This is a genomic window from Fulvivirga sp. AWR4_260, from assembly GCF_056158185.1.
Window position 1 is genome coordinate 2,861,053 of the sequence record NZ_JBSWSU010000015.1, and the last position, 20,553, is coordinate 2,881,605.

At 35.2% G+C, this 20,553-nt stretch carries 20 protein-coding genes; 4 read left to right on the forward strand and 16 right to left on the reverse strand.

What is annotated here, in order from left to right; genetic code table 11:
• Nucleotides 1-28: 28 nt before the first annotated feature.
• The 7 genes from ACXACQ_RS18365 to ACXACQ_RS18395 all read right to left on the reverse strand — a co-directional run bounded on the left by ACXACQ_RS18365 (nt 29) and on the right by ACXACQ_RS18395 (nt 6,735).
• Nucleotides 29-1,840: an AAA family ATPase gene (locus ACXACQ_RS18365; protein WP_474977443.1), complete on the reverse strand. Its 1,812-nt coding sequence runs from the start codon at nt 1,838-1,840 to the stop codon at nt 29-31.
• A complete protein-coding gene (locus tag ACXACQ_RS18370) occupies nt 1,840-2,322 on the reverse strand; it encodes an ABC-three component system middle component 2 (protein WP_474977444.1) in 483 nt (160 codons plus the stop codon). Before ACXACQ_RS18370 ends, ACXACQ_RS18365 begins: the two co-directional genes overlap by 1 nt.
• Nucleotides 2,322-3,371, reverse strand: coding sequence for an ABC-three component system protein (locus tag ACXACQ_RS18375; protein ID WP_474977445.1), 1,050 nt, complete (start codon nt 3,369-3,371; stop codon nt 2,322-2,324). Before ACXACQ_RS18375 ends, ACXACQ_RS18370 begins: the two co-directional genes overlap by 1 nt.
• Before the next feature lie 55 nt (nt 3,372-3,426).
• Nucleotides 3,427-3,891: a hypothetical protein gene (locus tag ACXACQ_RS18380; RefSeq protein WP_474977446.1), complete on the reverse strand. Its 465-nt coding sequence runs from the start codon at nt 3,889-3,891 to the stop codon at nt 3,427-3,429.
• 228 nt (nt 3,892-4,119) lie between these two features.
• Nucleotides 4,120-4,338: a hypothetical protein gene (locus ACXACQ_RS18385; protein ID WP_474977447.1), complete on the reverse strand. Its 219-nt coding sequence runs from the start codon at nt 4,336-4,338 to the stop codon at nt 4,120-4,122.
• 412 nt (nt 4,339-4,750) lie between these two features.
• On the reverse strand, nt 4,751-5,119 hold the full coding sequence (locus ACXACQ_RS18390) for a DUF779 domain-containing protein (protein WP_474977448.1): 369 nt from the start codon (nt 5,117-5,119) through the stop codon (nt 4,751-4,753).
• A gap of 92 nt (nt 5,120-5,211) precedes the next feature.
• A complete protein-coding gene (locus ACXACQ_RS18395; RefSeq protein ID WP_474977449.1) occupies nt 5,212-6,735 on the reverse strand; it encodes an aldehyde dehydrogenase family protein in 1,524 nt (507 codons plus the stop codon).
• A 192-nt stretch (nt 6,736-6,927) separates the two neighbouring features.
• On the opposite strand from ACXACQ_RS18395, the gene ACXACQ_RS18400 reads away from it, so the two are divergent.
• Nucleotides 6,928-7,857 (forward strand): AraC family transcriptional regulator, encoded by a 930-nt coding sequence (locus ACXACQ_RS18400; RefSeq protein WP_474977450.1) that lies wholly within the window; start codon nt 6,928-6,930, stop codon nt 7,855-7,857.
• On the opposite strand, the gene ACXACQ_RS18405 is transcribed toward ACXACQ_RS18400, so the two are convergent.
• The gene (locus tag ACXACQ_RS18405) at nt 7,854-8,759 is read right to left on the reverse strand and encodes a DUF72 domain-containing protein (protein ID WP_474977451.1); all 906 of its coding nucleotides are present in this window, start codon (nt 8,757-8,759) and stop codon (nt 7,854-7,856) included. The genes ACXACQ_RS18400 and ACXACQ_RS18405 overlap by 4 nt on opposite strands.
• Nucleotides 8,760-8,843: 84 nt before the next feature.
• A complete protein-coding gene (locus tag ACXACQ_RS18410; protein WP_474977452.1) occupies nt 8,844-9,308 on the reverse strand; it encodes a ferritin-like domain-containing protein in 465 nt (154 codons plus the stop codon).
• Between the two features lie 221 nt (nt 9,309-9,529).
• On the opposite strand from ACXACQ_RS18410, the gene ACXACQ_RS18415 reads away from it, so the two are divergent.
• Entirely contained in the window at nt 9,530-9,880 is a 351-nt protein-coding gene (locus tag ACXACQ_RS18415; protein ID WP_474977453.1) for a hypothetical protein, read from the forward strand.
• On the opposite strand, the gene ACXACQ_RS18420 is transcribed toward ACXACQ_RS18415, so the two are convergent.
• Together ACXACQ_RS18420 and ACXACQ_RS18425 are read right to left on the reverse strand one after the other, a co-directional pair.
• Nucleotides 9,877-10,779, reverse strand: coding sequence for a histone deacetylase family protein (locus ACXACQ_RS18420; protein WP_474977454.1), 903 nt, complete (start codon nt 10,777-10,779; stop codon nt 9,877-9,879). The two genes, ACXACQ_RS18415 and ACXACQ_RS18420, sit on opposite strands and share 4 nt — an antisense overlap.
• A gap of 10 nt (nt 10,780-10,789) precedes the next feature.
• The gene (locus ACXACQ_RS18425) at nt 10,790-13,339 is read right to left on the reverse strand and encodes a M1 family aminopeptidase (RefSeq protein WP_474977455.1); all 2,550 of its coding nucleotides are present in this window, start codon (nt 13,337-13,339) and stop codon (nt 10,790-10,792) included.
• Between the two features lie 144 nt (nt 13,340-13,483).
• Between ACXACQ_RS18425 and ACXACQ_RS18430 the strand changes: the two genes are divergently transcribed.
• The gene (locus tag ACXACQ_RS18430; RefSeq protein ID WP_474977457.1) at nt 13,484-14,416 is read left to right on the forward strand and encodes a YihY/virulence factor BrkB family protein; all 933 of its coding nucleotides are present in this window, start codon (nt 13,484-13,486) and stop codon (nt 14,414-14,416) included.
• Here the strand turns inward: ACXACQ_RS18430 and ACXACQ_RS18435 are convergent.
• The 3 genes from ACXACQ_RS18435 to ACXACQ_RS18445 all read right to left on the reverse strand — a co-directional run bounded on the left by ACXACQ_RS18435 (nt 14,413) and on the right by ACXACQ_RS18445 (nt 16,151).
• Nucleotides 14,413-14,802, reverse strand: coding sequence for a DUF2721 domain-containing protein (locus ACXACQ_RS18435; protein WP_474977458.1), 390 nt, complete (start codon nt 14,800-14,802; stop codon nt 14,413-14,415). The genes ACXACQ_RS18430 and ACXACQ_RS18435 overlap by 4 nt on opposite strands.
• 71 nt (nt 14,803-14,873) lie before the next feature.
• Complete coding sequence (bshB1, locus tag ACXACQ_RS18440; protein WP_474977459.1) at nt 14,874-15,593, reverse strand: bacillithiol biosynthesis deacetylase BshB1; 720 nt, start codon at nt 15,591-15,593, stop codon at nt 14,874-14,876.
• A 129-nt stretch (nt 15,594-15,722) separates the two neighbouring features.
• On the reverse strand, nt 15,723-16,151 hold the full coding sequence (locus ACXACQ_RS18445) for a hypothetical protein (RefSeq protein WP_474977460.1): 429 nt from the start codon (nt 16,149-16,151) through the stop codon (nt 15,723-15,725).
• Between the two features lie 242 nt (nt 16,152-16,393).
• Between ACXACQ_RS18445 and ACXACQ_RS18450 the strand changes: the two genes are divergently transcribed.
• Nucleotides 16,394-16,582 (forward strand): hypothetical protein, encoded by a 189-nt coding sequence (locus ACXACQ_RS18450; RefSeq protein ID WP_474977461.1) that lies wholly within the window; start codon nt 16,394-16,396, stop codon nt 16,580-16,582.
• A 52-nt stretch (nt 16,583-16,634) separates the two neighbouring features.
• Here ACXACQ_RS18450 and ACXACQ_RS18455 read toward each other — a convergent pair whose 3' ends face one another.
• A complete protein-coding gene (locus tag ACXACQ_RS18455; protein ID WP_474977462.1) occupies nt 16,635-18,320 on the reverse strand; it encodes a sodium/sugar symporter in 1,686 nt (561 codons plus the stop codon).
• A gap of 306 nt (nt 18,321-18,626) precedes the next feature.
• Nucleotides 18,627-20,459, reverse strand: coding sequence for a T9SS type A sorting domain-containing protein (locus ACXACQ_RS18460; RefSeq protein WP_474977463.1), 1,833 nt, complete (start codon nt 20,457-20,459; stop codon nt 18,627-18,629).
• Nucleotides 20,460-20,553: the final 94 nt, after the last annotated feature.

The following is a 20,553-nucleotide window of genomic DNA, read 5'->3' on the forward strand; positions in this document are numbered from 1 at the left end:
AAGACAGCACCTCGATTAGCCGTATTTTTTAATTGTGCGGAATGAACCCTTTTTGCCTACTATACTTAATATGATTTATTCTATCGATTATATCTGTTGGTGGTTCCTCGTTTTCAATTATTATAATCTGGTCGAATTCATTTTTAGAAGTTACATATCTATAAAAGTCCATTGCTAAATCATCACTTATTATAATCTCACCTTCATTATCAGGCTTACGATACGTGACTAACGGAGAGTCCAAAATAGGCACACCTATTGAATAGTCTTTTTGAGATATTAATTCTTGTAGAGCGACAATGAATGCCGAATAAATTATTGCACGATAGCCTTTACCAGAAAGGCTCCTATTCTCTCCAGAAATCACAAAATCATTTTGTTTCTCACTATAGCTAACACTTGTTAAGTTTGGATAATTATAACCTTCAAGTACTGTTTTTATGATATTTGAAAGTTCTGTTAAAGATGACGTTGTAATATTTTCAAAAGATTTTTTAGAACTAGTACTAGGTATTGAGTTCTCTAATTTTTCTTTTTCTTTTATAAATTTTTCTAGTTGCTCAAATTTATACAATGCACCAAGAACATCACTTTTCTTTTCATTTTCTAGATTGATTTGTTTAATGATGCTCCCCATTGTCAACCCAACACCTTTATCAAGTTCTAAAGTATAATTGTCTATGTTTTGTTCTAAACTTTGGATTGTATTTGAGATATCGTCAAACTCTTCCTTAAGAACTTTTTCTGATTCAAAAAGCTCTTGAAGTAACGTTTCGATTTTCTCTATTTCTGTACTACAAGAATCGATTATTTTCTGAATATCAGCATCTGAGCATTCTTGCTGAATTTCTCCATCACAAAGTGGACAATTGCCGTTTTCAGAATGATCCCCTTCGTTTAATAATATACTTGTTTCAATGGTCGATTTTAAACGAGCAACGTCTGAACGATAATGTGACTTTAATAGGTCTGTTCTTTTATACAATTCGTCAAGCACTCTCTTTCTTGATTTTCTTGTGTAAAGTTCTTCTAAGTCTTTCGCTCTTTTACTCTCGATTTCATTATAGTAATTTTGAAGGTCAGAGTGTTTTTCGTTTAATTTTTCTACTTCAGAATTAATTTGTGAGAGAATTAAAGAAGGAGCAACTTTGTAAGTTTTAAGCTCTTGTTCATTTTCAACTATCAGTTCTTTGAGTATCTCCAATTTCCCTTTTCTATTTGCTATTTGGTTTTGAGATAGCGATTCAATAACAGTACTATCATCTTTACCTGTTGCAATTAATTTCAAGACATTAGACTCTTCCGTTGCTTTGGTATAATGACTAACGATCAGAGAATCCTCAGTAGTTATTTGAGTCTCATTAACCATCGAGAATTTTACAACATCTCTATATGAAATTGGTCTAGTTTTACCCTGTTGATTTGTTCTAATTTTTTTACCATATAAATTGTTCAGCTTCAACAGAAAAGCTGAAACTGTTTTTTCGTTTTTAGGATTGTGTTTTCTATTAAGTAACTCAAATTCATCAGTTTCTTTAATGTTATCAATACTCGAGCTATAGAGTTTGAAATTTCCGCCTTTTAAATCACTTAATAGAGTAAAAGGTTTATTCTGGGAATTTAAAATTTCCAAATATATAAAATCATAGTGTTTTGCTTGTTTAATAGGTTTTGGGGGTTTTGAACCTCCAAACATATAGTTTAAGCATTGAAATATAAAAGTCTTACCTACATTGGAAGGGCCAGTAATGATGTTAACACCTTTTTGAAAAACTATACTTGCTTTTTCAACAGAATTCCCTGTCAGTCTTAATTCCTTTAATATAAACCCTGTTTTCATTATTGTAAAATTTCAAAATTAAACTCATTGTCTATCTCTGATAATTTAGGAGTCATAATCTTTTTTAGCTCTTGTTTAGTGCGCTTTGAAAATTTATCAATGGCCCATTTTGCTCTATTTTGAAGTTTAATTGAATATATTTCTTCAAGTGACTCTAGAAAGGGCATTGCATTCTCTGTTGCCTTATATTCTATGCCGTTAATATTGAATTGTTTTTCGATTAAATTTTTAGCGACAAAGAGGTTGAGTCCTTTCTCAATAATTGAACCTCTAACCATTATTTCACCTGACCGGTAAGGTACCGCAGGATGCAAGCTTTCTACTGTTTTGTCAATATCTGCCGAATGAATAGTTAGATAATCTAGATAGACAAGGGTTTGTAAATCAAATGATTTTGGAAATGCTTCATTCAAAATAGTTAAGATCCTAAGGCCAGCTTCAACACTATTATTGAATGGATTTATGTTTTTATTATTTTCCATTATATCCATTTAATTTTTTTATCATTAATTAATTGATGACATATTCCGCTACGGTCATTGATAATACTTACATCCTTTAAAGGATTCGAAGAGATTACAATTTTACGTGCTTCCTTTTCTACTTCCTTTACTTTTATAAAACTGTTAGAGTGTTCATCTTCAACAATATCAATAATACCTGCTAAAATTTCGTTTTGAAAATCTTCAAAAGTGTCAACTGGTAAGCTATCTCTAGAGAAATTCCTTAATTGTTCTGCGTGATGAAAGCTTATCCTTGCTCTACTAAAATGATTTTTATAATGCTCTTTTGCATCTAATTCTTCCACCTTGTTATAAACTTCTTTGCTTTCGGAAGCATAAGCAGATAGTAATTGATTTACATATGTCGTTTCAGAATTTTGAATCTTGCTAGGAATTGTGCTTGCATCTAATTTTTCACGTTCTGGTAATCCTCCACCAAACCTTATTAGGTGATTTGGATGATTAATATGTTCCTTTAAAATGTTTTTGGTGTGGATTTTTTCAAAAATTGAAAAATCAAAATTGTTTACCCATTTTAGTAATTCCCCCTCTAATATAATTTGTTTGCTAGATATTTCATTTTCACAATATTTCACCCAATTTTTTTTGATGGCTTCCTTTAATTCGCTTGGATTCTGTAATAATTTGGAGAGGGAAGTTCCACAACCTTTTGGAGAAACGAAATAGAATTTTCTAGGTTTGGGATATTCTTTTTGAAAAGTATGATATAAAATTTTACCAAATTCTTTATATACTAGAGTTGGTGTTAATGCATTATTGTAATGTTTACATTGATAACAATCCCAAACATAGTTGGCTTTACGCTTGTTAGAAACATAGCCAACAACGTCTCTTCCTTTGTCTCCTGCACCTCCAAACCTTTCAGTTTCTAAATATTCATTTTTTTTTATTTCAATCCATTCTTCAATAAATTCTTCCCAGTCATCAAATGACATATGTTCAATCAACTTAAGAGGTATTATTCTCTTACCATAATTGATTTGATGTGATGTTTTGTAGTATGCCATTTTTTCTAGTTACCGCTAACGTTTTTCGTATGATGTCGTAGCTCCCGCAGGATAGCTATGCATTATACACATTGTTAGGCAATGTTTTCTTTATCCAATTGTTAAAATCTGTTATGTTTTCTATTTCATCATAAGTCCAACAATCGCAGTTCAGGCTTTCACTGAATCCATAGTACCTTAAAATAAGCCCTTTACCCATAGTTTGATTTTTCGAGAGAACTTTAAGTCTTTCAATTAACCAACTGAGATAAATCTCATCTTTAGAATTATCTAGTTTTAGAAAAAGTTTGAGTATCCCAATTCCAAGTCGACTTCTTTTACTTAAAATTTCATCCAGTTTAGCCGTTAGGAAGGAGTCATTTAAAAAGTCTACATTTTTTAAATTCTCATCATTTTCTATTAAGAAATGTTCAAACTCAAAATCTTTTAGAATTGGAGCACTAGCGTGTAAAATACTCTGTGTTTGATCATTTACTTCCTCTGTTTTTATAATCGATATGTTAGGGATATCTATTCCCAATTCGATATAAGCTTTTGTCTTGTGATGGCCATCTAATAAATAACAAGCTGTAAAGTCAGCATTTATTGGACTGTATAATTCATAGGTAATTGTTTTTGGTCGTAAACCAGTTTGAATTAGCTCTTTATAGTAATCTACCCTTTCCTTATCTATTGATTCATTCGGAGTAGTAAAAAATATGTTTGATTTATCATAAGGGTATGGATAAAAAGCAACTGAATCAAATACCTATTCTTTAGTTCCTTCAATCAAAACTTGATTTAATCTATGGGTTAAAGTTTTTCGCTTATCAGAAGAAAAATTGGATAAAGCATAGTATTCTCCTACACTACCAGCACAATCAGGCCAATTAACCGTTAGTGCTGTTCCTTCAATTACTAAACAACTTGCGAATTCATCAAAAAGTAATTGAATTATGTTCTGTCCATTTGATATTTTTACTTCCATCTAATATCGCCTAATATCCGTATGACCGAACATTTATGTCCCTTACACAACTAATATAAAATTAAGTTAAGTAAAAATATTAATATATCATTCAATTAGGTAAATAAAAAATTGTTAAAATCATATTCCATTGAAAATGAACAATTTACTTAGCGGTATATTTTCCGGATATTATAAGTATAATATTACTTATTAAATGATTCCTTAATTACTATTAAAGGTGTAGTTTAAAATATGGAATGGAGAAAGTATTATTTTGAAGCGAATAAGAAGTTAATTATGATACTATAAACTTTTAGGTCACGCCTCATGGCTAGGTTAGGCGATAGTAACTTTAAGTTGCTTTTTCATAAGTATAGGTGTTTATGAAATGTGGTAGCAACTCATCTAATTCTATTAATAAAATTATTTTTTATGAAATTTTTTCCTTATCCAAGGATTCTAATTCAGCTTCAGTAAACAACCTTGACTTAATAATGAACCGTATTCCCATCGGAATTTCTAAAGAAAAGCTAGATCCCCTTCCAGGAACCACATCTAAGGTGAGGTGGGTATGTTTCCAGTATTCAAATTGATCTCTTGACATATAGAAAGAGGTCTCTGCTATTTCACCCAGCTTCACATCATTATCCCCAATTCTAAATTCTCCTTTTTCAAAGCACATAGGCGAAGAGCCATCACAGCAACCTCCACTTTGGTGAAACATGAGATCACCATACAATGTCTTCAATTCATTGATTATTTCAAGAGCCTTTTCCGTTGCGTCTATTCTTGATACCATATTTGTAATGTAAAAAAGTATAACCGACAGGTAAAAGTCACTCTTCACGCTTTTGCACCTGCCGGTTAATACTATTAGAAACTGGTTATACACTAAAAAAATCCTAATCTGTTTTTATCATAAGATATGAGCATATTTTTGGTATTTCTGTAATGATTCAGCATCATTTTATGTGTTTCTCTTCCAAACCCTGATTTCTTATACCCTCCAAAAGGCGCATGTGCCGGATAAGCATGATAGCAGTTTACCCAAACACGACCAGCTTTGATGGCTCGGGGCATTTTATAAATTTCGTGGGCATCTCTAGTCCATAGCCCCGCTCCCAATCCATAAAGTGTATCATTGGCAATATTAAGAGCCTCCTCTGTGTCCTTAAACGTGGTTACAGAAGTAACAGGCCCGAAAATTTCTTCCTGAAAAACTCTCATTTTATTATGCCCTTTTAATATGGTAGGTTCTATATAGTAGCCTCCTTCCAAGCCAGAATTAAGCTTAGCTGCACGGCCTCCACAAAGTGCTTCGGCTCCTTCCTTCTCTCCAATATCAAAGTATGAAAGTATCTTTTCATACTGATCGTTAGAAGCCTGTGCTCCCATCATAGTGTCATCAGCCAAAGGATTACCCAATTTAATAGCTTTTGTTCTCGCTACTACTCGCTCTATGAAATTATCATAAATTGATTCGTGAACTAACATACGAGACGGGCAAGTACATACTTCACCTTGATTAAGTGCAAACATAACGGCTCCTTCAATACATTTATCAAAAAATGCATCATCAGCATCCATAATGCTTGGCATAAATATATTTGGAGACTTACCGCCCAGCTCCATGGTTACCGGAATAAGGTTTTCAGAAGCATATTGCATGATCAGTCTACCTGTAGTAGTTTCTCCGGTAAATGCTACTTTGGCCACCCTAGGAGATGTAGCCAGCGGCTTTCCTGCCTCTTGACCAAAACCTGTTACAACATTGATAATCCCAGGAGGCAATACTTCCTGAATAAGCTCCATGAGTATCATGATACTGGTAGGGGTCTGCTCTGCCGGCTTTACCACCGTGCAGCAGCCAGCAGCTAAAGCAGGTGCTATTTTCCAACATGCCATTAATAGAGGGAAATTCCAAGGAATAATCTGCCCTACTACACCTAATGGTTCTTGTAAGTTAAGACTTACGGTATTGGCATCATGCTCAGACATGGTGCTTTCATCTGCTCTTATCACCCCAGCGAAGTACCTAAAATGATCAACACAAAGTGGTATATCAGCTGCTCTGGTTTCTCTTATGGCCTTGCCATTATCTACCGTCTCTACCTGAGCCAGATATTCTAAGTTTTGCTCTATAATATCGGCTATTCTGAGTAAAACATTGCTGCGCTCTGCTGCTGGAGTAACCGACCATTTTTCAAAAGCCTTATGAGCGGCATCTAACGCCTTGTCTATGTCGTTTTTATTACCACGAGCAGCACTGGTAAATGGCTTCCCGTCTATAGGACTTATGTTATTAAAATATTCTCCTGAACTAGGTGTTACCCACTCTCCTCCAATAAAATGGTCATAATGGGGTTTGAAATTTGGCCGTTTTACGGCCTGTGATTCTTGCGTTAAAGTTTCCATAGTAGCGTAGTTTATAAAAACATCAAGCTACAGGTTTATTTATACTAAAACTTTGCTCAGCGTCTATATAAATAGACTCATGGTACAAAAATGGTCAATTTCAATAATAGCAAACGATTTAAATTATTATTTTATCAAAAAAATAGCGAAATTGATATAAATACAATAATGATAAACATAAAATGAATAGATATGCAAGGGTATTTCATTAAAACCTCGCTTACTAGCGATAAAGACAGACTTTTATCATTAATAGAAAACCAATCGACCTTCACTTTCGAAAATTCTGAATTGCATTTATTTGAAACTCACCAGCAGGCTCTGAATGTTGAACTTTCGTTTAATGATTTTGCATTAACCAGCATGCTGCAGGGCAGAAAAATCATGTCAGTGGGTAGTTCAAACAGATTTAATTACTTACCTGGAGAATCAGTTATTGTTCCAGCCCAATCCACATTAAAAATAGATTTTCCTGAAGCCACAATGCAATCACCTACAAAGTGCCTTGCCATCAGTATCTCGAAGGATATTATAAATAGGACTATCAATGGCCTGCAGGAAAGAAAACCTAAAGCTCCAAATTGGGGAGAGTGGCAACTAGACCCTAACTTAATTCACTTGACTAATACCTTAGAGCTCTCTGATATAATTGGCAGAATTATTAACATCGCCCAAAATGAACAAGGCAGGGTAAAAGACTATATGCTTGAATTAACAGAACAGGAATTACTAGTGAGGCTTATGCAAACACAGGCACGCTACATCTTCTCTGCTAACTACAATGCGCTCTCCACCAATAATGCGCTAGCTTCTGCTATTGCTTTTATAAAGGAAAACTTAAGATCTAAAATTAATTTAGATAAGGTGGCAGAAAAAGGGGGCATGAGCCGAGCCAGCTTTTATAAGAAATTTAAAGAAAGTTTAGGCGAAACCCCTTCACAATACATTCTTAAAGAAAGAATAAAACTGGCTAAGCATGAGTTAAAGCATCAAGCTGCCAGCATCACCCAAGTTTGTTTTTCTTGTGGATTCGAAAATTTATCTCATTTCATTAGAGCGTTTAAAAACCATGAAGGAATAACCCCCAGGGCATGGCGTAATCATGCTACCCATGGATGCTAAAAACTTAATTCAAATTGCTGCTGAAACCTTGGTAGCTGAAGCTGCAAATTGCAAGCTTTATTGAGCCCTTTAATAAAATAATCGCACGTTTTAGGCGTATTAGTTTCATCTTCTTGGTGCACATAAAAGTGTAGTTCTTCTAAGCCATGCTCCTGCCACTGTTTTACTTTTTTCACCCATTCATCTAATCGTTTATAATCTGAAGGATGAAAGTTATACCCATTGAATCTAACAAATGCTTTAGGAACAGTCAGCCTTTGGTGCAAAACATCTCTCCGCATGGCTACATCAGTAATTATAACTCCTTTTTTCAAGTCCTCGCACATATCAAACACTTCATTAAAAACTACCGCATCATCATACCAAGACTCTCCTCTAAGCTCTAAAAACATTTCAAAGTCTTCAGGCAGAGATTTCAAGTAAGCCTCTAGCCTACTCAGGTATTTGCTGCTAAAGTTATCTGGCATCTGAAGAAAAGCAGGTCCTAAATTGTCACCAAACTCTAAAGCAGCCTCCAGAAAGTAATCAGTAAGTGGCTGCGCTTCATCATTGAGCCGCCTAATGTGACTAATACTTCTCGAAAACTTAGGACAGAATTTAAAACCTTCGGGTGCATTCTCTTTCCATTTAATAACATTCTCCTTTTTAATGCTATAAAATGTGGTGTTTAATTCAATACCAGTAAAGTTATGTACATACTCCTTTAAAAAATTCTTTTCCGAAGTTCCTTTAGGGTATATCAGCCCTACCCATTCCTTTCGGCCCCATTTAGCACAGCCAACGTGAACTTTTAATGGAGCTGTGCCTTTCTTTAACACACGAGCAGTATACTCATTATCCTCCGGCAAAGTAAAATCAACTTGATCTAAAAGCTTATTATCCTCAGGTTTTCCAAATTTCATAGGTCTGCTTATAATTTAGAATTGCAATAATAAAAAGGCCACTTCTTAAAGTGGCCTGATATGGTTAATATTTTGGTATATTAATTAATCGTGAGCAACATGAAAATTATCTTTCAGCTCCATTATTTGAAAAAGAGCTTCGTCTATTTTTGCTTTCTGGTCTCTTAGCAAGATATGAGTAGATTCTGGCAAGGCTTCTAATCCCAAAGCCTCATTGTAATCTTCCCAAATAGCCATCTCCCCTTTTCTACATTCCTCCAAAATACTTTCTTCATCATTTTTTGTAATGGCATGCTTCAGGTCCATCCATTTTCTATGGATATCTCCTGCCACACTTGTCCCACTCTTTTTCACTTTGCCTCCTAGGTTTTGAATCTCTCCTTTCAGTTCATGACCAAACTTATATCTCTGCTCTATATAAGTCTTGAAGAAAGTTTTCAATTCAGAATTATTCACCTCCTCCAAGGCCTCTCTGTAGCCATACTCAGCATCATAATTACGGGTAATCAGGTGATTTAATTTATCTATAATTTTATCTGTAGTATTCATAATTTTATTGTTTAACGGTTCTAAATCGTTTCACCATTATGAATACCAATATGCTGCCAAGTCACTATTTAACCTTAAGGCACGTATTTCCACAAGTACTGAGTAACATAATCCATAGTGTATGAGTATTTACTGTCACATAAAGCCTTTTTTCAGATGTTATAAAATGGATTAAAATTTGTTATACAACCTGTGAATAACATAAAACTTAATACACCACCATGAAATACGGAGTTTCAGTACCTAACCCGCAAGAGTCCATTATCTATCATCCCGTTTATGGAAAAATTGGTCATGTAATAGATTATTTAAAAGGTGATCAACTGTATTTAATATTTGAAGAAAGAAGCGTAAGTAACCTTACTGAAGGAAAACACGATTTACGAGCGCTACCGCTTCGTTACCTTTATGCTGATACTCTAACAAAAGAATTGAGAGTTGATTTTAGTCCAGAGTGGATCAAAAGTGCACCTATGTTTACGGCTAGTGAATTAGCAGAAAGAAAAGAAACTCTGCTACAAGCCATTGACAATTATTACGCTGAGCATAGTGGCTTTAATCAAGTAGCCTAAAAGTAAATTTCCTGCGCCAGACGGTAAGTGTTTGCATGTGCCTCTATAATATGCTTGATTTGCACACTATATCCGCCTCCCATAGATATGGTTAATGGAATGTTATTTTCATGAGCTAATGTCAACACCATTTTATCACGTTGCCGGCAACCGCTCATTGTCACTGCTAACCTTCCCAATTTATCGGTTTCTAAAATATCAACCCCTGACTGATAAAATATAAAATCAGGCTCCACTCGATCCAATAATATTTTTAAATTTTTATCCAATATAGCCAAATACTCTCTATCCTCAATTTTATCTGGCAGCCTAATATCTAAGTCACTTTTCTCCTTATGCATTGGGTAATTATGAGCACCATGCATACTAAACGTGAAGACCCTATTTTCATTTTGAAAGATTTCTGCCGTACCATTTCCTTGATGTACATCCAAATCTATCACCAGTATTTTTTTAATAGCTGTATTAGCCAGTAAATCGTATGCGGCAACAGCTATGTCATTAAATAAACAAAAGCCCTCACCTCTATCTGTAAATGCATGGTGTGTGCCTCCGGCTATGTTCATGGCAACGCCATACTTTAATGCATAATATGCTGCCTGTACTGTGCCCTGAGCGATATGCACCTCTCTTTCTACCAGCTCTTGGGTTAGTGGAAAACCTGTTTTTCTTATTTCGTGCTTATCGAGTAGTAAATTAGTTAAACGATAATAATAATCTTTTGTATGAGCTCTCTGAATGACTTCAGCCGTAGCCTTTTCGGGTGCAAAAAAATTATCATCACTAACTGTGCCTTCATAAAGTAGTTGCTCTGGGAGTAGTTCATACTTTGACATCGGAAAACGATGATTTGGAGGCAATGAAAGCACGTAGTTGGGTCTCCAAGCTATTTTAAGCATAATATGAATCTTAATCTTTTTTTAAAACAGACGCTCTAAATAATATATCGGATGACTGCAATATTTTGTTTCGAAGGTTCGCTTGTAATGTGGTATTGCTATCGAGATAGTTCTGCACTATGGCAGCAGCCTCCTCACTGGTATGCCCATGTAAAGATCTCCCTACCCAACCTTTTGGAAAAAAAATATCTCCTGTCAGCTGAATTTCAGGCAAGATATTTAAGCTTTGTTCAAGGTACTTAACGCTACTCTTGGCCCTTAATGGATGATGCAAATAGTACAATCCATCCAACACCCAATCTTCATTAACACGATTAGCTTCCATTAGAAGTGACGCAAAAAAATCATCTCGCACCTGCTGCTGGCTCGACACCGCAGGTAAAACAAATTGAAATTTGGCCTTCCGGTCAGGGTTAGTAATTTGCTGCAGCTGCTGTGTTAATATAGTGTCAGCATTCGGAATATTGCGCAGAGCTAACTCTAAAGCTAACCTGGTATAATCTCTTTCTGCCAAATGTAAACCTTCCACCTCCATGTCTTGAGCCCATAACTTTTCTAATATATTCAAACTGCCGTTGGTAATACTCACATTTACCAAGGCATTAAAGTATGTAGCCTTCAGTCTTTCATCTGAAGTATTCAAAACCATATTTAACAACACCCCCTCTAACATAGGAGCTATTTTGATCCTTTTATCGTCTGAAATAAAATGCCAAAAAACAGATACTGTGATATCAGCTATGTAATTCACTATCAGGTTTTCTTTCTCTGAAGACAAGCTATTAACACATTTCTTCAATAGTTGTACAGGAGCAATCTTACCCCTCAGCATTGCTTCATATAGATTTAACCAAGTTGCCCCTCTAAATTCTGCGGGCAACAATGAATCTATACCATTAAGCTGCTCTACTAACAAAACTGAATCTGCATCAAAATACCCATAACTTCTGCCACGTGCATTTAAATACACATTAGCATTTTCTTTCAACGTTATATTTACGGGCTTTAAAGTATCTAATCCATTTATGGCTACCAAAGTATCATTTGCTCCGGTTTGAACTAACACTTGGTATTTCTGAGGCCAACTCTTGGCTATTCCCTCCTTCTCATAGGTATTAATTAAAATACTGCTATTATTCTGGCTATACTTAACTGTTGGCATGCCTTTTCCTTTTACCCATTGTTGATTCCATTTTTTTATATCGAATGAAACGTCATCACTCAATATGTTAATCAGGTCATCCCAACTGGCATTATCAAAGCTATAGGTGGTAAGGTATTTTCTCAAGCCATTCTGAAAAGTGCTATCTCCTACGGCCTCTTCCAACATACGCATGGCAATAGGCGCCTTATGGTATATGATAGAACCGTACAGCGTACCTGCGTTTTTTAAATTATGCAAATTTTGCTGAATAGGATGAGTGCCATCAGTTCTATCAATAGCATACGCAGCAGGAAAGTGCGACATTAAGAACTGTAAATCATGATTGATTTCAGGGTATTCTGGATCCACTATTTTCGATGCCATAAAATTGGCAAATACTTCTTTTAACCAAACATCATCAAACCACTTCATGGTTACTAAATCACCAAACCACATATGAGCCGTTTCATGCGCTATTACTTCTGCCCTGCCCAATTGCTGTTGCAAAGTAGATGACTCATCTAAAAGAATACCTTGTGCTTTGTAAAGCACGCAGCCGGGATGCTCCATGCCGCCATACTGAAAACTAGGAATCAATACAAAATCAAACTTTTCAAAAGGGTATTTGATACCAGAATAGGCTTCAAGCCATTTAATAGATTTTTCATGCCATCGAAATACTTCATCTATATTATTATTAAGCCTTACCGAATCTGTTTCACGATGATACATATTTACTGTATAGCCATTAATATTACGGCTCACCACATCAAATTTACCTGCTGAAAAAGCAAATAAGTAAGAACTTATAGGCGCACTTTCATTAAAAGCATAAGTAGCTCTTCCATCTACAACCTCCTTATGCTTTAGCCCGCCATTTGCCACTGCTTTCCACTCTGCAGGTACTTCCAGCGTAAGTTGATACTTCGCTTTTAAGTCTGGCTGATCAAAAACAGGAAAACAAGTAGATGCTCTATCCGGAACAAACAGCGTATATAAGTAATCACTTCTTCGGTTCAATGACTTCTCGCCTGCGATAAAATCAATTTCTATAACATTTTCACCTCGAACCAGGTTTTTGTTAGAAACTAATATATGTTCATTGATTAGAGTAATCTCAGAATTCTCTCCGTTTACAACCACATTATTCACTCTTCCCTTATCAACGTTAAAATCAAGAATTACTTCTTGCCTTTCTACTAAACTGAATGTTAACCTTTCATGGCCTTCGATAGGCTGAGAGTCATCTTCATGGATATTAAAATTCAGCGCATACTTTATATTTCTAATATTTGACTTTCTTGAAGCAGCCAACTCTGCAGAAATGCCTTTTTCTATTATTTTAGTTTTATAACTATGGCAGGCGGAAGAGATAAATAGTATGAGTAAAAAATAGAGATGAGAGTATTTAATCATGGCATAAACATAACAAAAATTGTGCTGCTTTGACGTAACTTATTGTAAGGAAAGGTTAGTATTGCATTTTAATCTGTTTATAAAAAAGTTAGAACAACCTGACTTCTAATGGTTAACTTTTATTATAATAGCTAAATGGCTTCTGTGAATACACCTAAGAATAAAATAAAAAATTATCTAGATCTGGTTGTTTGCGCATTTAAAACGCTTAAACGAAACCAACCTTTAATTTTAGGATCATCTACCGCATTTTTTACTTTATTTTCATTGCCTCCAATTATCATTATTCTGGTAAACATACTGAGTCTATACTTTAAACAAGAAGTGCTATCAGAATCTTTATTTAATGAAATACAAAAATACTTTGGGCTAAATACAGCTACTACTATACAAAATATAGTTCAAAACTTCAGAAAACAGGCCAGCAGCACATGGATTACCATTTTTGGTAGTTTGTTCTTAACATTTGTAGCTACTACACTTTTCCATGTTATTAGAGAAGCTATAAATAGAATATGGAGTATTAGAACCAAAACCTCTACACCTATAAAGCAAAACCTTACTCAAAGGCTTATTTCGCTAATATTAATTATTACAAGTGGGCTGCTATTTTTTGGATCTTTAGTAGCCGATGCTTCTATAGCGGTTTTGAACCAATATTTAGATGAAATTATCCCTCAAATTGATGCGATAATAATCAAAATAATCAGTATCATTTTATCACTTATTACGGTAACCTTGTGGTTCGCTATCTTGTTCAACTATCTGCCAGATGGTAAGCTAAGCAAGAAAACAGCGATTATTGGAGGGCTCTTCACTGCTATTTTTTTCAACATTGGAAAATATATATTAGGCCACTTTTTAATAACCGATAACATCACCAACATTTTTGGCACTTCGGCTTCTATCATGGCCCTTCTATTATTTATTTTTTACTCTTCTATGATCATGTATTTTGGTGCGGCATTTACAAGAGAGTACGCAGAGTTTACTAATAAACCAATTACTCCAAAAAAGAATGCCGAACTGTATAAGCTCACCCCTGTTAATGATACAGAGTTAAACACTACTAGTTAATCTTCCATGTCTTTAAGTTCAATATTTAAAGCGTAAGTGCTAATTTGCAATTCCCTCAAAGAGATGGCTAAACTTACTAGAAGGCAAATCATACTAGCTCCAAATATATAATTTCCCCAAGTTTCTTTATTTTGAAATAGCATAAACATGCTTAATACACAAAGGAAGAAGCTAAAAACACCAGTAATTTGCATATTTCTAATGAGCGTCAATCTTGACTTCAAATTATTGATCTGGCCCACTAAAATCATATCTGGGTCTTCCTTATGCCTATCATAGAGGCTTCTTATTAAACTGGCTATGGCTAAGAAGCGATTAGTATACGCCAGCAATAAAAGGGAAATGGCAGGAAATAAAAGTGCGGGAGTAGTTATGGTTATTGACATAAGAATCAGTTTATATAGTGCAAAGATATAAACCTCCCGCTTAATTTATATTTAATCGATTATGATATACATCATAGCAAATGGTGTAAGTCTTGCACGCCCAAATTTCTATTTATAGTAAAACCTTCACCATACTGAACGCCAATGCTATGCCCGTGATCTACACCTCTTGCCTCCACCATTTTCATAAAGGCTGGCGAAGAAATAAATGTTTCTGGCTCATCGCTATTAGGATCAAAAAATTGTGATTTAAAAGCACTAATTGCTTTCATTTTCTGGTCCCAGAATTCACTTACATCTACTACAAAATCGGGTTCTATAGCATCGCTCTGAATATAATGATATACTGATTTTGGTCTCCATGGCAACAAAGCATCACCCTCCTCATCCATCAGTTCTATTTTGCTTAATCCTGACAAGAAATAAGCATTTTTCACCAATTCAGCTGCTTTACCATGATCAGGATGTCTATCTCTTATAGCATTAGCTAATACAATATTGGGCTGATATTTTCTAATAGCCCTGGCCACTTCTAATTGATGTTCTTTGTCATTTTTAAAATAAGCATCCTCAAAGCCTAAATTATCTCTAACAGAAAGCCCTAAAATTTCTGCTGAATTATGAGCCTCTACCTCCCTAATTTCGGCTGACCCTCTGGTTCCCATCTCTCCCCTTGTAAAATCTATTACTCCAACTTTATATCCTTGAGCGATATGAGCCGCTAAGGTACCTGCACAACTCAATTCCGTATCATCAGGATGGGCAGCAAATGCCAAAATATCTAATTTCATGCCTTTAATATGATTTTTGTTATCCGACAAATGTACTCAAAACCCATAAAAACGGATGCTAATTCAATAAAAAAGCCCATCCTAAAAAAGGACAGGCTTAAGACACAACAACAATTTAACTCACTCGCTCTATCTCCAAGCTATTATGCTACAATCATCCACTATTATATAATGACCAGCATAATCTTCCACTGAGTAACTCATTGAGAGTTGATTTCCATTGATGGAACCTTCCCCCTCAATATCGTATCCGTTTACCGACTGATACGGAATATTAAAATATCTTCCTTCAACATCTGCAATTACATCAATGCCTGCCCCGTAGAAATTCCTTATTAAAATAGATCCGGGGTGCCCTGAAAATTTCACAATATCTATGGTGTAATATGAATAAGCATTATATGTAGCACTATATTCCTCGGCATCGTATACTCCAATAAATTTATCACGTGCATCTACATACACAACTACAGGTGTAGGCTCCTCAACTATTACCACATCACATGAACTCATTGCTAAACCTGCTAAAACCAAAATTCCTAGTATATATTTTTTCATGGCTATAATTGATTGGTATATAAACAGTTAAACAACAATAAGGCCAAAAACAAAACTTAACTTTAATTAACTGAAAATCAGATAATTACATATTAAAAAATACTTCAAAAATCTTATCACACAATAATTAGTATTGATATAAATCTGACCTAAAATAATTGAAATCAAAAAAAAGATCGACAATGCAAGCAGAACGGCATGAGGCTTGAGCCTTAACCTAGATAAACAAAAAAGATATAAATATGAAAAGTGATAACACACTACTGAAAAACGGTAATCCACCTGAAGAACAACCAATACCAGATTACCCTGAAAAGCTTCCCAAGCAGCCTAACGAGCCGCTTCCTCCAAAGGAGCCGATTACGCCCACGCCACAAGAGCCCATAACTCCACAGCCAAAAGAACCTATAACTCAACCTCCTAAAAAATAAAAAAGGCGAGCTTAAATAGGCTCGCCTTCTTCTATGATGTATTTATTCTATCTTACCAGAAGAATGAATATAAGAATGCTAAAATAATTAAGATAGCAAATGCTGATATGTTAAAAGCAGGACCTGTTTTAAATAAGCTTTTTGATAAAACTATACCCTTTTCGTTGTATTGTCCTTTACCTTCAATTTGACTAATTACTAATATGATTAATAATGATACTGCACAAGTAATCATCATTTGGTGCATGAAAGGTAAAGTCACAAATAAAGCAGAATCAGACCATCCGTTAGGAGCCACTTTGAAATAAAGTGCAATAGGAATAGATACTAACACACCAATAATGGCTGCATTGTTTGTAGCTCTTCTCCAGAATAAACCAGCTAAGAATACCGCAAGAATTCCGGGACTTACTACTCCTGTATACTCTTGGATAAACTGGAATGCCTGTCCTAAACTACCTAACTCAGGCGCAATGAATACTGCAATTAACAATGCTACAGCAGCCGTCATACGACCTACGTTTACAGTTTGCTTATCGTTAGCTGACTTATTAATATAAGGCTTGTATATATCCATTGTAAAAATAGTAGCTGTTGAGTTAAGCATAGAAGCTAATGAACTTACAATGGCAGCAGCCAAAGCAGCTAACACTAAGCCTTTTAAACCTGCAGGCACTAAAGTTTTGATTAACCACGGGTAAGCATTATCATTGGCGATGTTACCATCAGCACTTAAGAACCCTGAAGCTACTGAATCTGTAGTAACATGACCTGTAGCATCAGCTTGCATAACATAAGCTACAATACCAGGAATAACAACGATTAAAGGAATGATTAACTTCAAAAATCCTGCGAAAGCAATACCTTTTTGAGACTCTTTTAAGCTCTTAGCAGCTAAAGTTCTTTGAATAATATACTGATTGAAACCCCAGTAATAAAGGTTAGCAACCCACATACCACCAACTAATACGGCAATACCAGGTAGATCCCACCAAGCATCTTTCCCATTAGGCGTCATGACTTCTCCCCTTTCCAGTATCATAGAGAATTTCTCTGGCACCACATCATACATATGCTTTAAGCCAGCGATTACACCTTCGCCAGGTACTAAGTTATCTAATGCGATATACGCAGTAATAAGACCTCCAATTATAAGTAAAACTACTTGAAGAACATCTGTCCAAGCTACGGCAGATAATCCACCCCATAATGAGTATGCAGCAGCAAATAAGGCCAATCCTATAATACTGTACATCATAAAATTACCATCACCATTACCTATGATAGTATCTAATGCCTTAGCTCCTAAGTAAAGAACTGATGTTAAATTCACAAAAACGTATAGTGCCAACCAAAATATGGCCAATATAGTTTTGAGGTTAGTACTGTACCTTTTTTCTATAAATTCGGGGATGGTATATAGACCTTTTTCAATAAAAATAGGCAAGAAAAACTTACCCACTATAAGCAAGGTTAGTGCAGCCATCCACTCATATGAGGCTATGGCTAAACCTACGGCAAAACCAGAGCCGGTCATACCAATAAATTGCTCAGCTGAAATATTAGCAGCAATGAGAGAGGCTCCGATAGCCCACCATGGTAGCGATTTACTCGCTAAGAAATAATCTTCTGCATTTTTTTGATGTCCTTTCTTATCTCGGGACACGTACAATCCTATCCCCAGAATTAAAAGGCAGTAGGATACAAAGATGACAATGTCTATTGTAGCAAAATTCATTTGAGATTGAATACTTTAAGAATTATGAATTACTTTTTATATACCAAAACGATTTCGGTAAAGACTTTTACAAAATTTCGACTTTAAATAACGCTGAAATAAGCTGTACTTCAAAACTTTGCTCGAATTTTTCTTTAACAAACGTTGTTGATATATGTTATAGTGTATAATTAAGCAGCGGTAAATATACATTTTCTACCTCTATTTACACTTCTAATAATGCTTAACTTATATTTTCAATCACAAAGCAATCAAAGAGTTATATTTCAAACCCTTTGATTATTTCTACATCAGAAAAAATTCTTACTATTTTAAATACACTTTAGTAAAATATTTGTTTTTGTATGACTCTAAAGACAATACATACCATCCTTGTTGTAAGTCTGATACGTCCATGGATATAACGCCTGCATTTAATTGAAGCTCCTGACTTTTTACCACGCCCTTTCTTCCATCAATATCTAGCAATGTAATTGACCTAAATTCTTCTTTGTTATCATCTATGACAATATTCAATTTATCTACCACAGGATTAGGGAACACATTAAAGGGTAATGTGTCTAAAATATTTAATTGACCTGTTTTATTATCATCCACAAGATTATCTAATATGATAGGAGTCTCTGACAGTTCAATATTAGTAGATGAAGTCTCAAACATTTTACCTGTTGAGGAGTAGTTCCATTTCATGTAGTTTAGGTGATTTAACCCAAAAGAAGAAGGAAATGAATATTTTGCTGTAGCATAATCTACCCTATCAGCAGTAGTACGCGCCCACAGAACATAACGAAATTTACCATCATTAGCTTTAAAGGCTGCTCCATTTACATCTTCAGGCATATTCATTGCCTCTGTTCTAGCTTTATCATATACATAGCCATATAGTAAATCAGACGTTGTTTTATAGGTAATTCCTAAATCATCCGTAGTTTGATTAAATGGTTCTTGAGCATTTACATTAAGATATAGGCCCATCAGGTCATGCGGCCTATCAGTTGACTCATAATTTTTCTCATCAGATAGATTATATACATAAAACTGGCTTATCCTGGCCTTTTGAGTAAGTACTAATGCCTTCATCATGAAGTTTCGCTGTACTTTCTTCCCTCCTATATATTCACCAAAAGCCTTTTTAGGAATATTACATTCCGTTATAATGACCTTCTTTTTCGGGTACTGTCTTCCATAACCATAGTTGGACAACACCTCTTCAAACATTTCATATTTGTTTACCACACTTTCTGCTGCGGCATCGGAATGTCTCTCAAAAACAAATTCTTGCACATCGGCATTCCAAGTTCTCAAACTGCCATCGGAGTGCGGATAACTATGGTAGCTCAGTACATCAAAGTAAGCCCCTCCTTTCAAAGGGTATGCATTGGTTACTTTTCCATCATCAGGGTTATCGGTATTTCTAAGCACTGCATCTAAAAAGCCGCCAGATCCAATACCACCAATAGCTACAAAAGCTTTACTATCTACATATTTAATTACTTCATAACTGATGTGTAGCAGCCTTATGTAGTGATAAAGTGGTGCATTAAGAGAGGGCAAAGCACACGGATCAGGATCATTATCCCACCAATTCCCCTCCACTCCTGAGGGCTTCCAACCGTTGGCACCCGAATCGTAATCGGGTTCATTCCATATTTCCCAGAATTTCACATACCCCTTATATCTCGATACCATTTTATATAGGTACAAAGCATAATAATTGTCATCGTTTACTGGTGTTCCATTGGCACCATTGTCCCAAATGGGCAGATACATATTTTTAAATAATTTGGATTCTCCTGCAGAGCTACAATACTTGGTATTGTCTCTATGTGCCTCTGATGGGTACCCCACAAAAACAGTAAAATCCTGCCCTCCATTTTGGCTTATAGTCTCATAATTGGGTAGTCGAATGTCATATCCATACTGCTCAAGAAAGAATTCGTATAAAGCCATTCGCAACGTTTTTACTCCTACACCCCGAAGGTCTTCACTTTGAATACCTGTGGCCAAAGCAGCGGTTTCATCAAAACCCCAACCGCTATAACTGCCCATGCCACTGCCATAGGAAAATGGTGTATTATAACCAGGTATCTGATCATTAGCAGTATAATCAATTTGACCATAAATTAGACCTGCTTGCATTATTAAAGCCCAACAAACAACACAACACAACAATAATGATCTCATAGCTTATATAGTAGATTTAACTTAATGTTGAATTTATAAAGAGGCTATT

Bases quoted from the DNA above. Each gene is read 5' to 3' on its own strand.
- ACXACQ_RS18405 (WP_474977451.1), bottom strand. From the start codon at position 8,759: ATGAAATTTGGAAAACCTGAGGATAATAAGCTTTTAGATCAAGTTGAT.
- ACXACQ_RS18420 (WP_474977454.1), bottom strand. From the start codon at position 10,779: ATGCTTAAAATAGCTTGGAGACCCAACTACGTGCTTTCATTGCCTCCA.
- ACXACQ_RS18460 (WP_474977463.1), bottom strand. From the start codon at position 20,459: ATGCAAGCAGGTCTAATTTATGGTCAAATTGATTATACTGCTAATGAT.
- ACXACQ_RS18365 (WP_474977443.1), bottom strand. From the start codon at position 1,840: ATGAAAACAGGGTTTATATTAAAGGAATTAAGACTGACAGGGAATTCT.
- ACXACQ_RS18400 (WP_474977450.1), top strand. From the start codon at position 6,928: ATGCAAGGGTATTTCATTAAAACCTCGCTTACTAGCGATAAAGACAGA.
- ACXACQ_RS18415 (WP_474977453.1), top strand. From the start codon at position 9,530: ATGAAATACGGAGTTTCAGTACCTAACCCGCAAGAGTCCATTATCTAT.
- ACXACQ_RS18450 (WP_474977461.1), top strand. From the start codon at position 16,394: ATGAAAAGTGATAACACACTACTGAAAAACGGTAATCCACCTGAAGAA.
- ACXACQ_RS18435 (WP_474977458.1), bottom strand. From the start codon at position 14,802: ATGTCAATAACCATAACTACTCCCGCACTTTTATTTCCTGCCATTTCC.
- ACXACQ_RS18445 (WP_474977460.1), bottom strand. From the start codon at position 16,151: ATGAAAAAATATATACTAGGAATTTTGGTTTTAGCAGGTTTAGCAATG.
- ACXACQ_RS18370 (WP_474977444.1), bottom strand. From the start codon at position 2,322: ATGGAAAATAATAAAAACATAAATCCATTCAATAATAGTGTTGAAGCT.
- bshB1 (WP_474977459.1), bottom strand. From the start codon at position 15,593: ATGAAATTAGATATTTTGGCATTTGCTGCCCATCCTGATGATACGGAA.
- ACXACQ_RS18395 (WP_474977449.1), bottom strand. From the start codon at position 6,735: ATGGAAACTTTAACGCAAGAATCACAGGCCGTAAAACGGCCAAATTTC.
- ACXACQ_RS18410 (WP_474977452.1), bottom strand. From the start codon at position 9,308: ATGAATACTACAGATAAAATTATAGATAAATTAAATCACCTGATTACC.
- ACXACQ_RS18425 (WP_474977455.1), bottom strand. From the start codon at position 13,339: ATGATTAAATACTCTCATCTCTATTTTTTACTCATACTATTTATCTCT.
- ACXACQ_RS18385 (WP_474977447.1), bottom strand. From the start codon at position 4,338: ATGGAAGTAAAAATATCAAATGGACAGAACATAATTCAATTACTTTTT.
- ACXACQ_RS18455 (WP_474977462.1), bottom strand. From the start codon at position 18,320: ATGAATTTTGCTACAATAGACATTGTCATCTTTGTATCCTACTGCCTT.
- ACXACQ_RS18375 (WP_474977445.1), bottom strand. From the start codon at position 3,371: ATGGCATACTACAAAACATCACATCAAATCAATTATGGTAAGAGAATA.
- ACXACQ_RS18390 (WP_474977448.1), bottom strand. From the start codon at position 5,119: ATGGTATCAAGAATAGACGCAACGGAAAAGGCTCTTGAAATAATCAAT.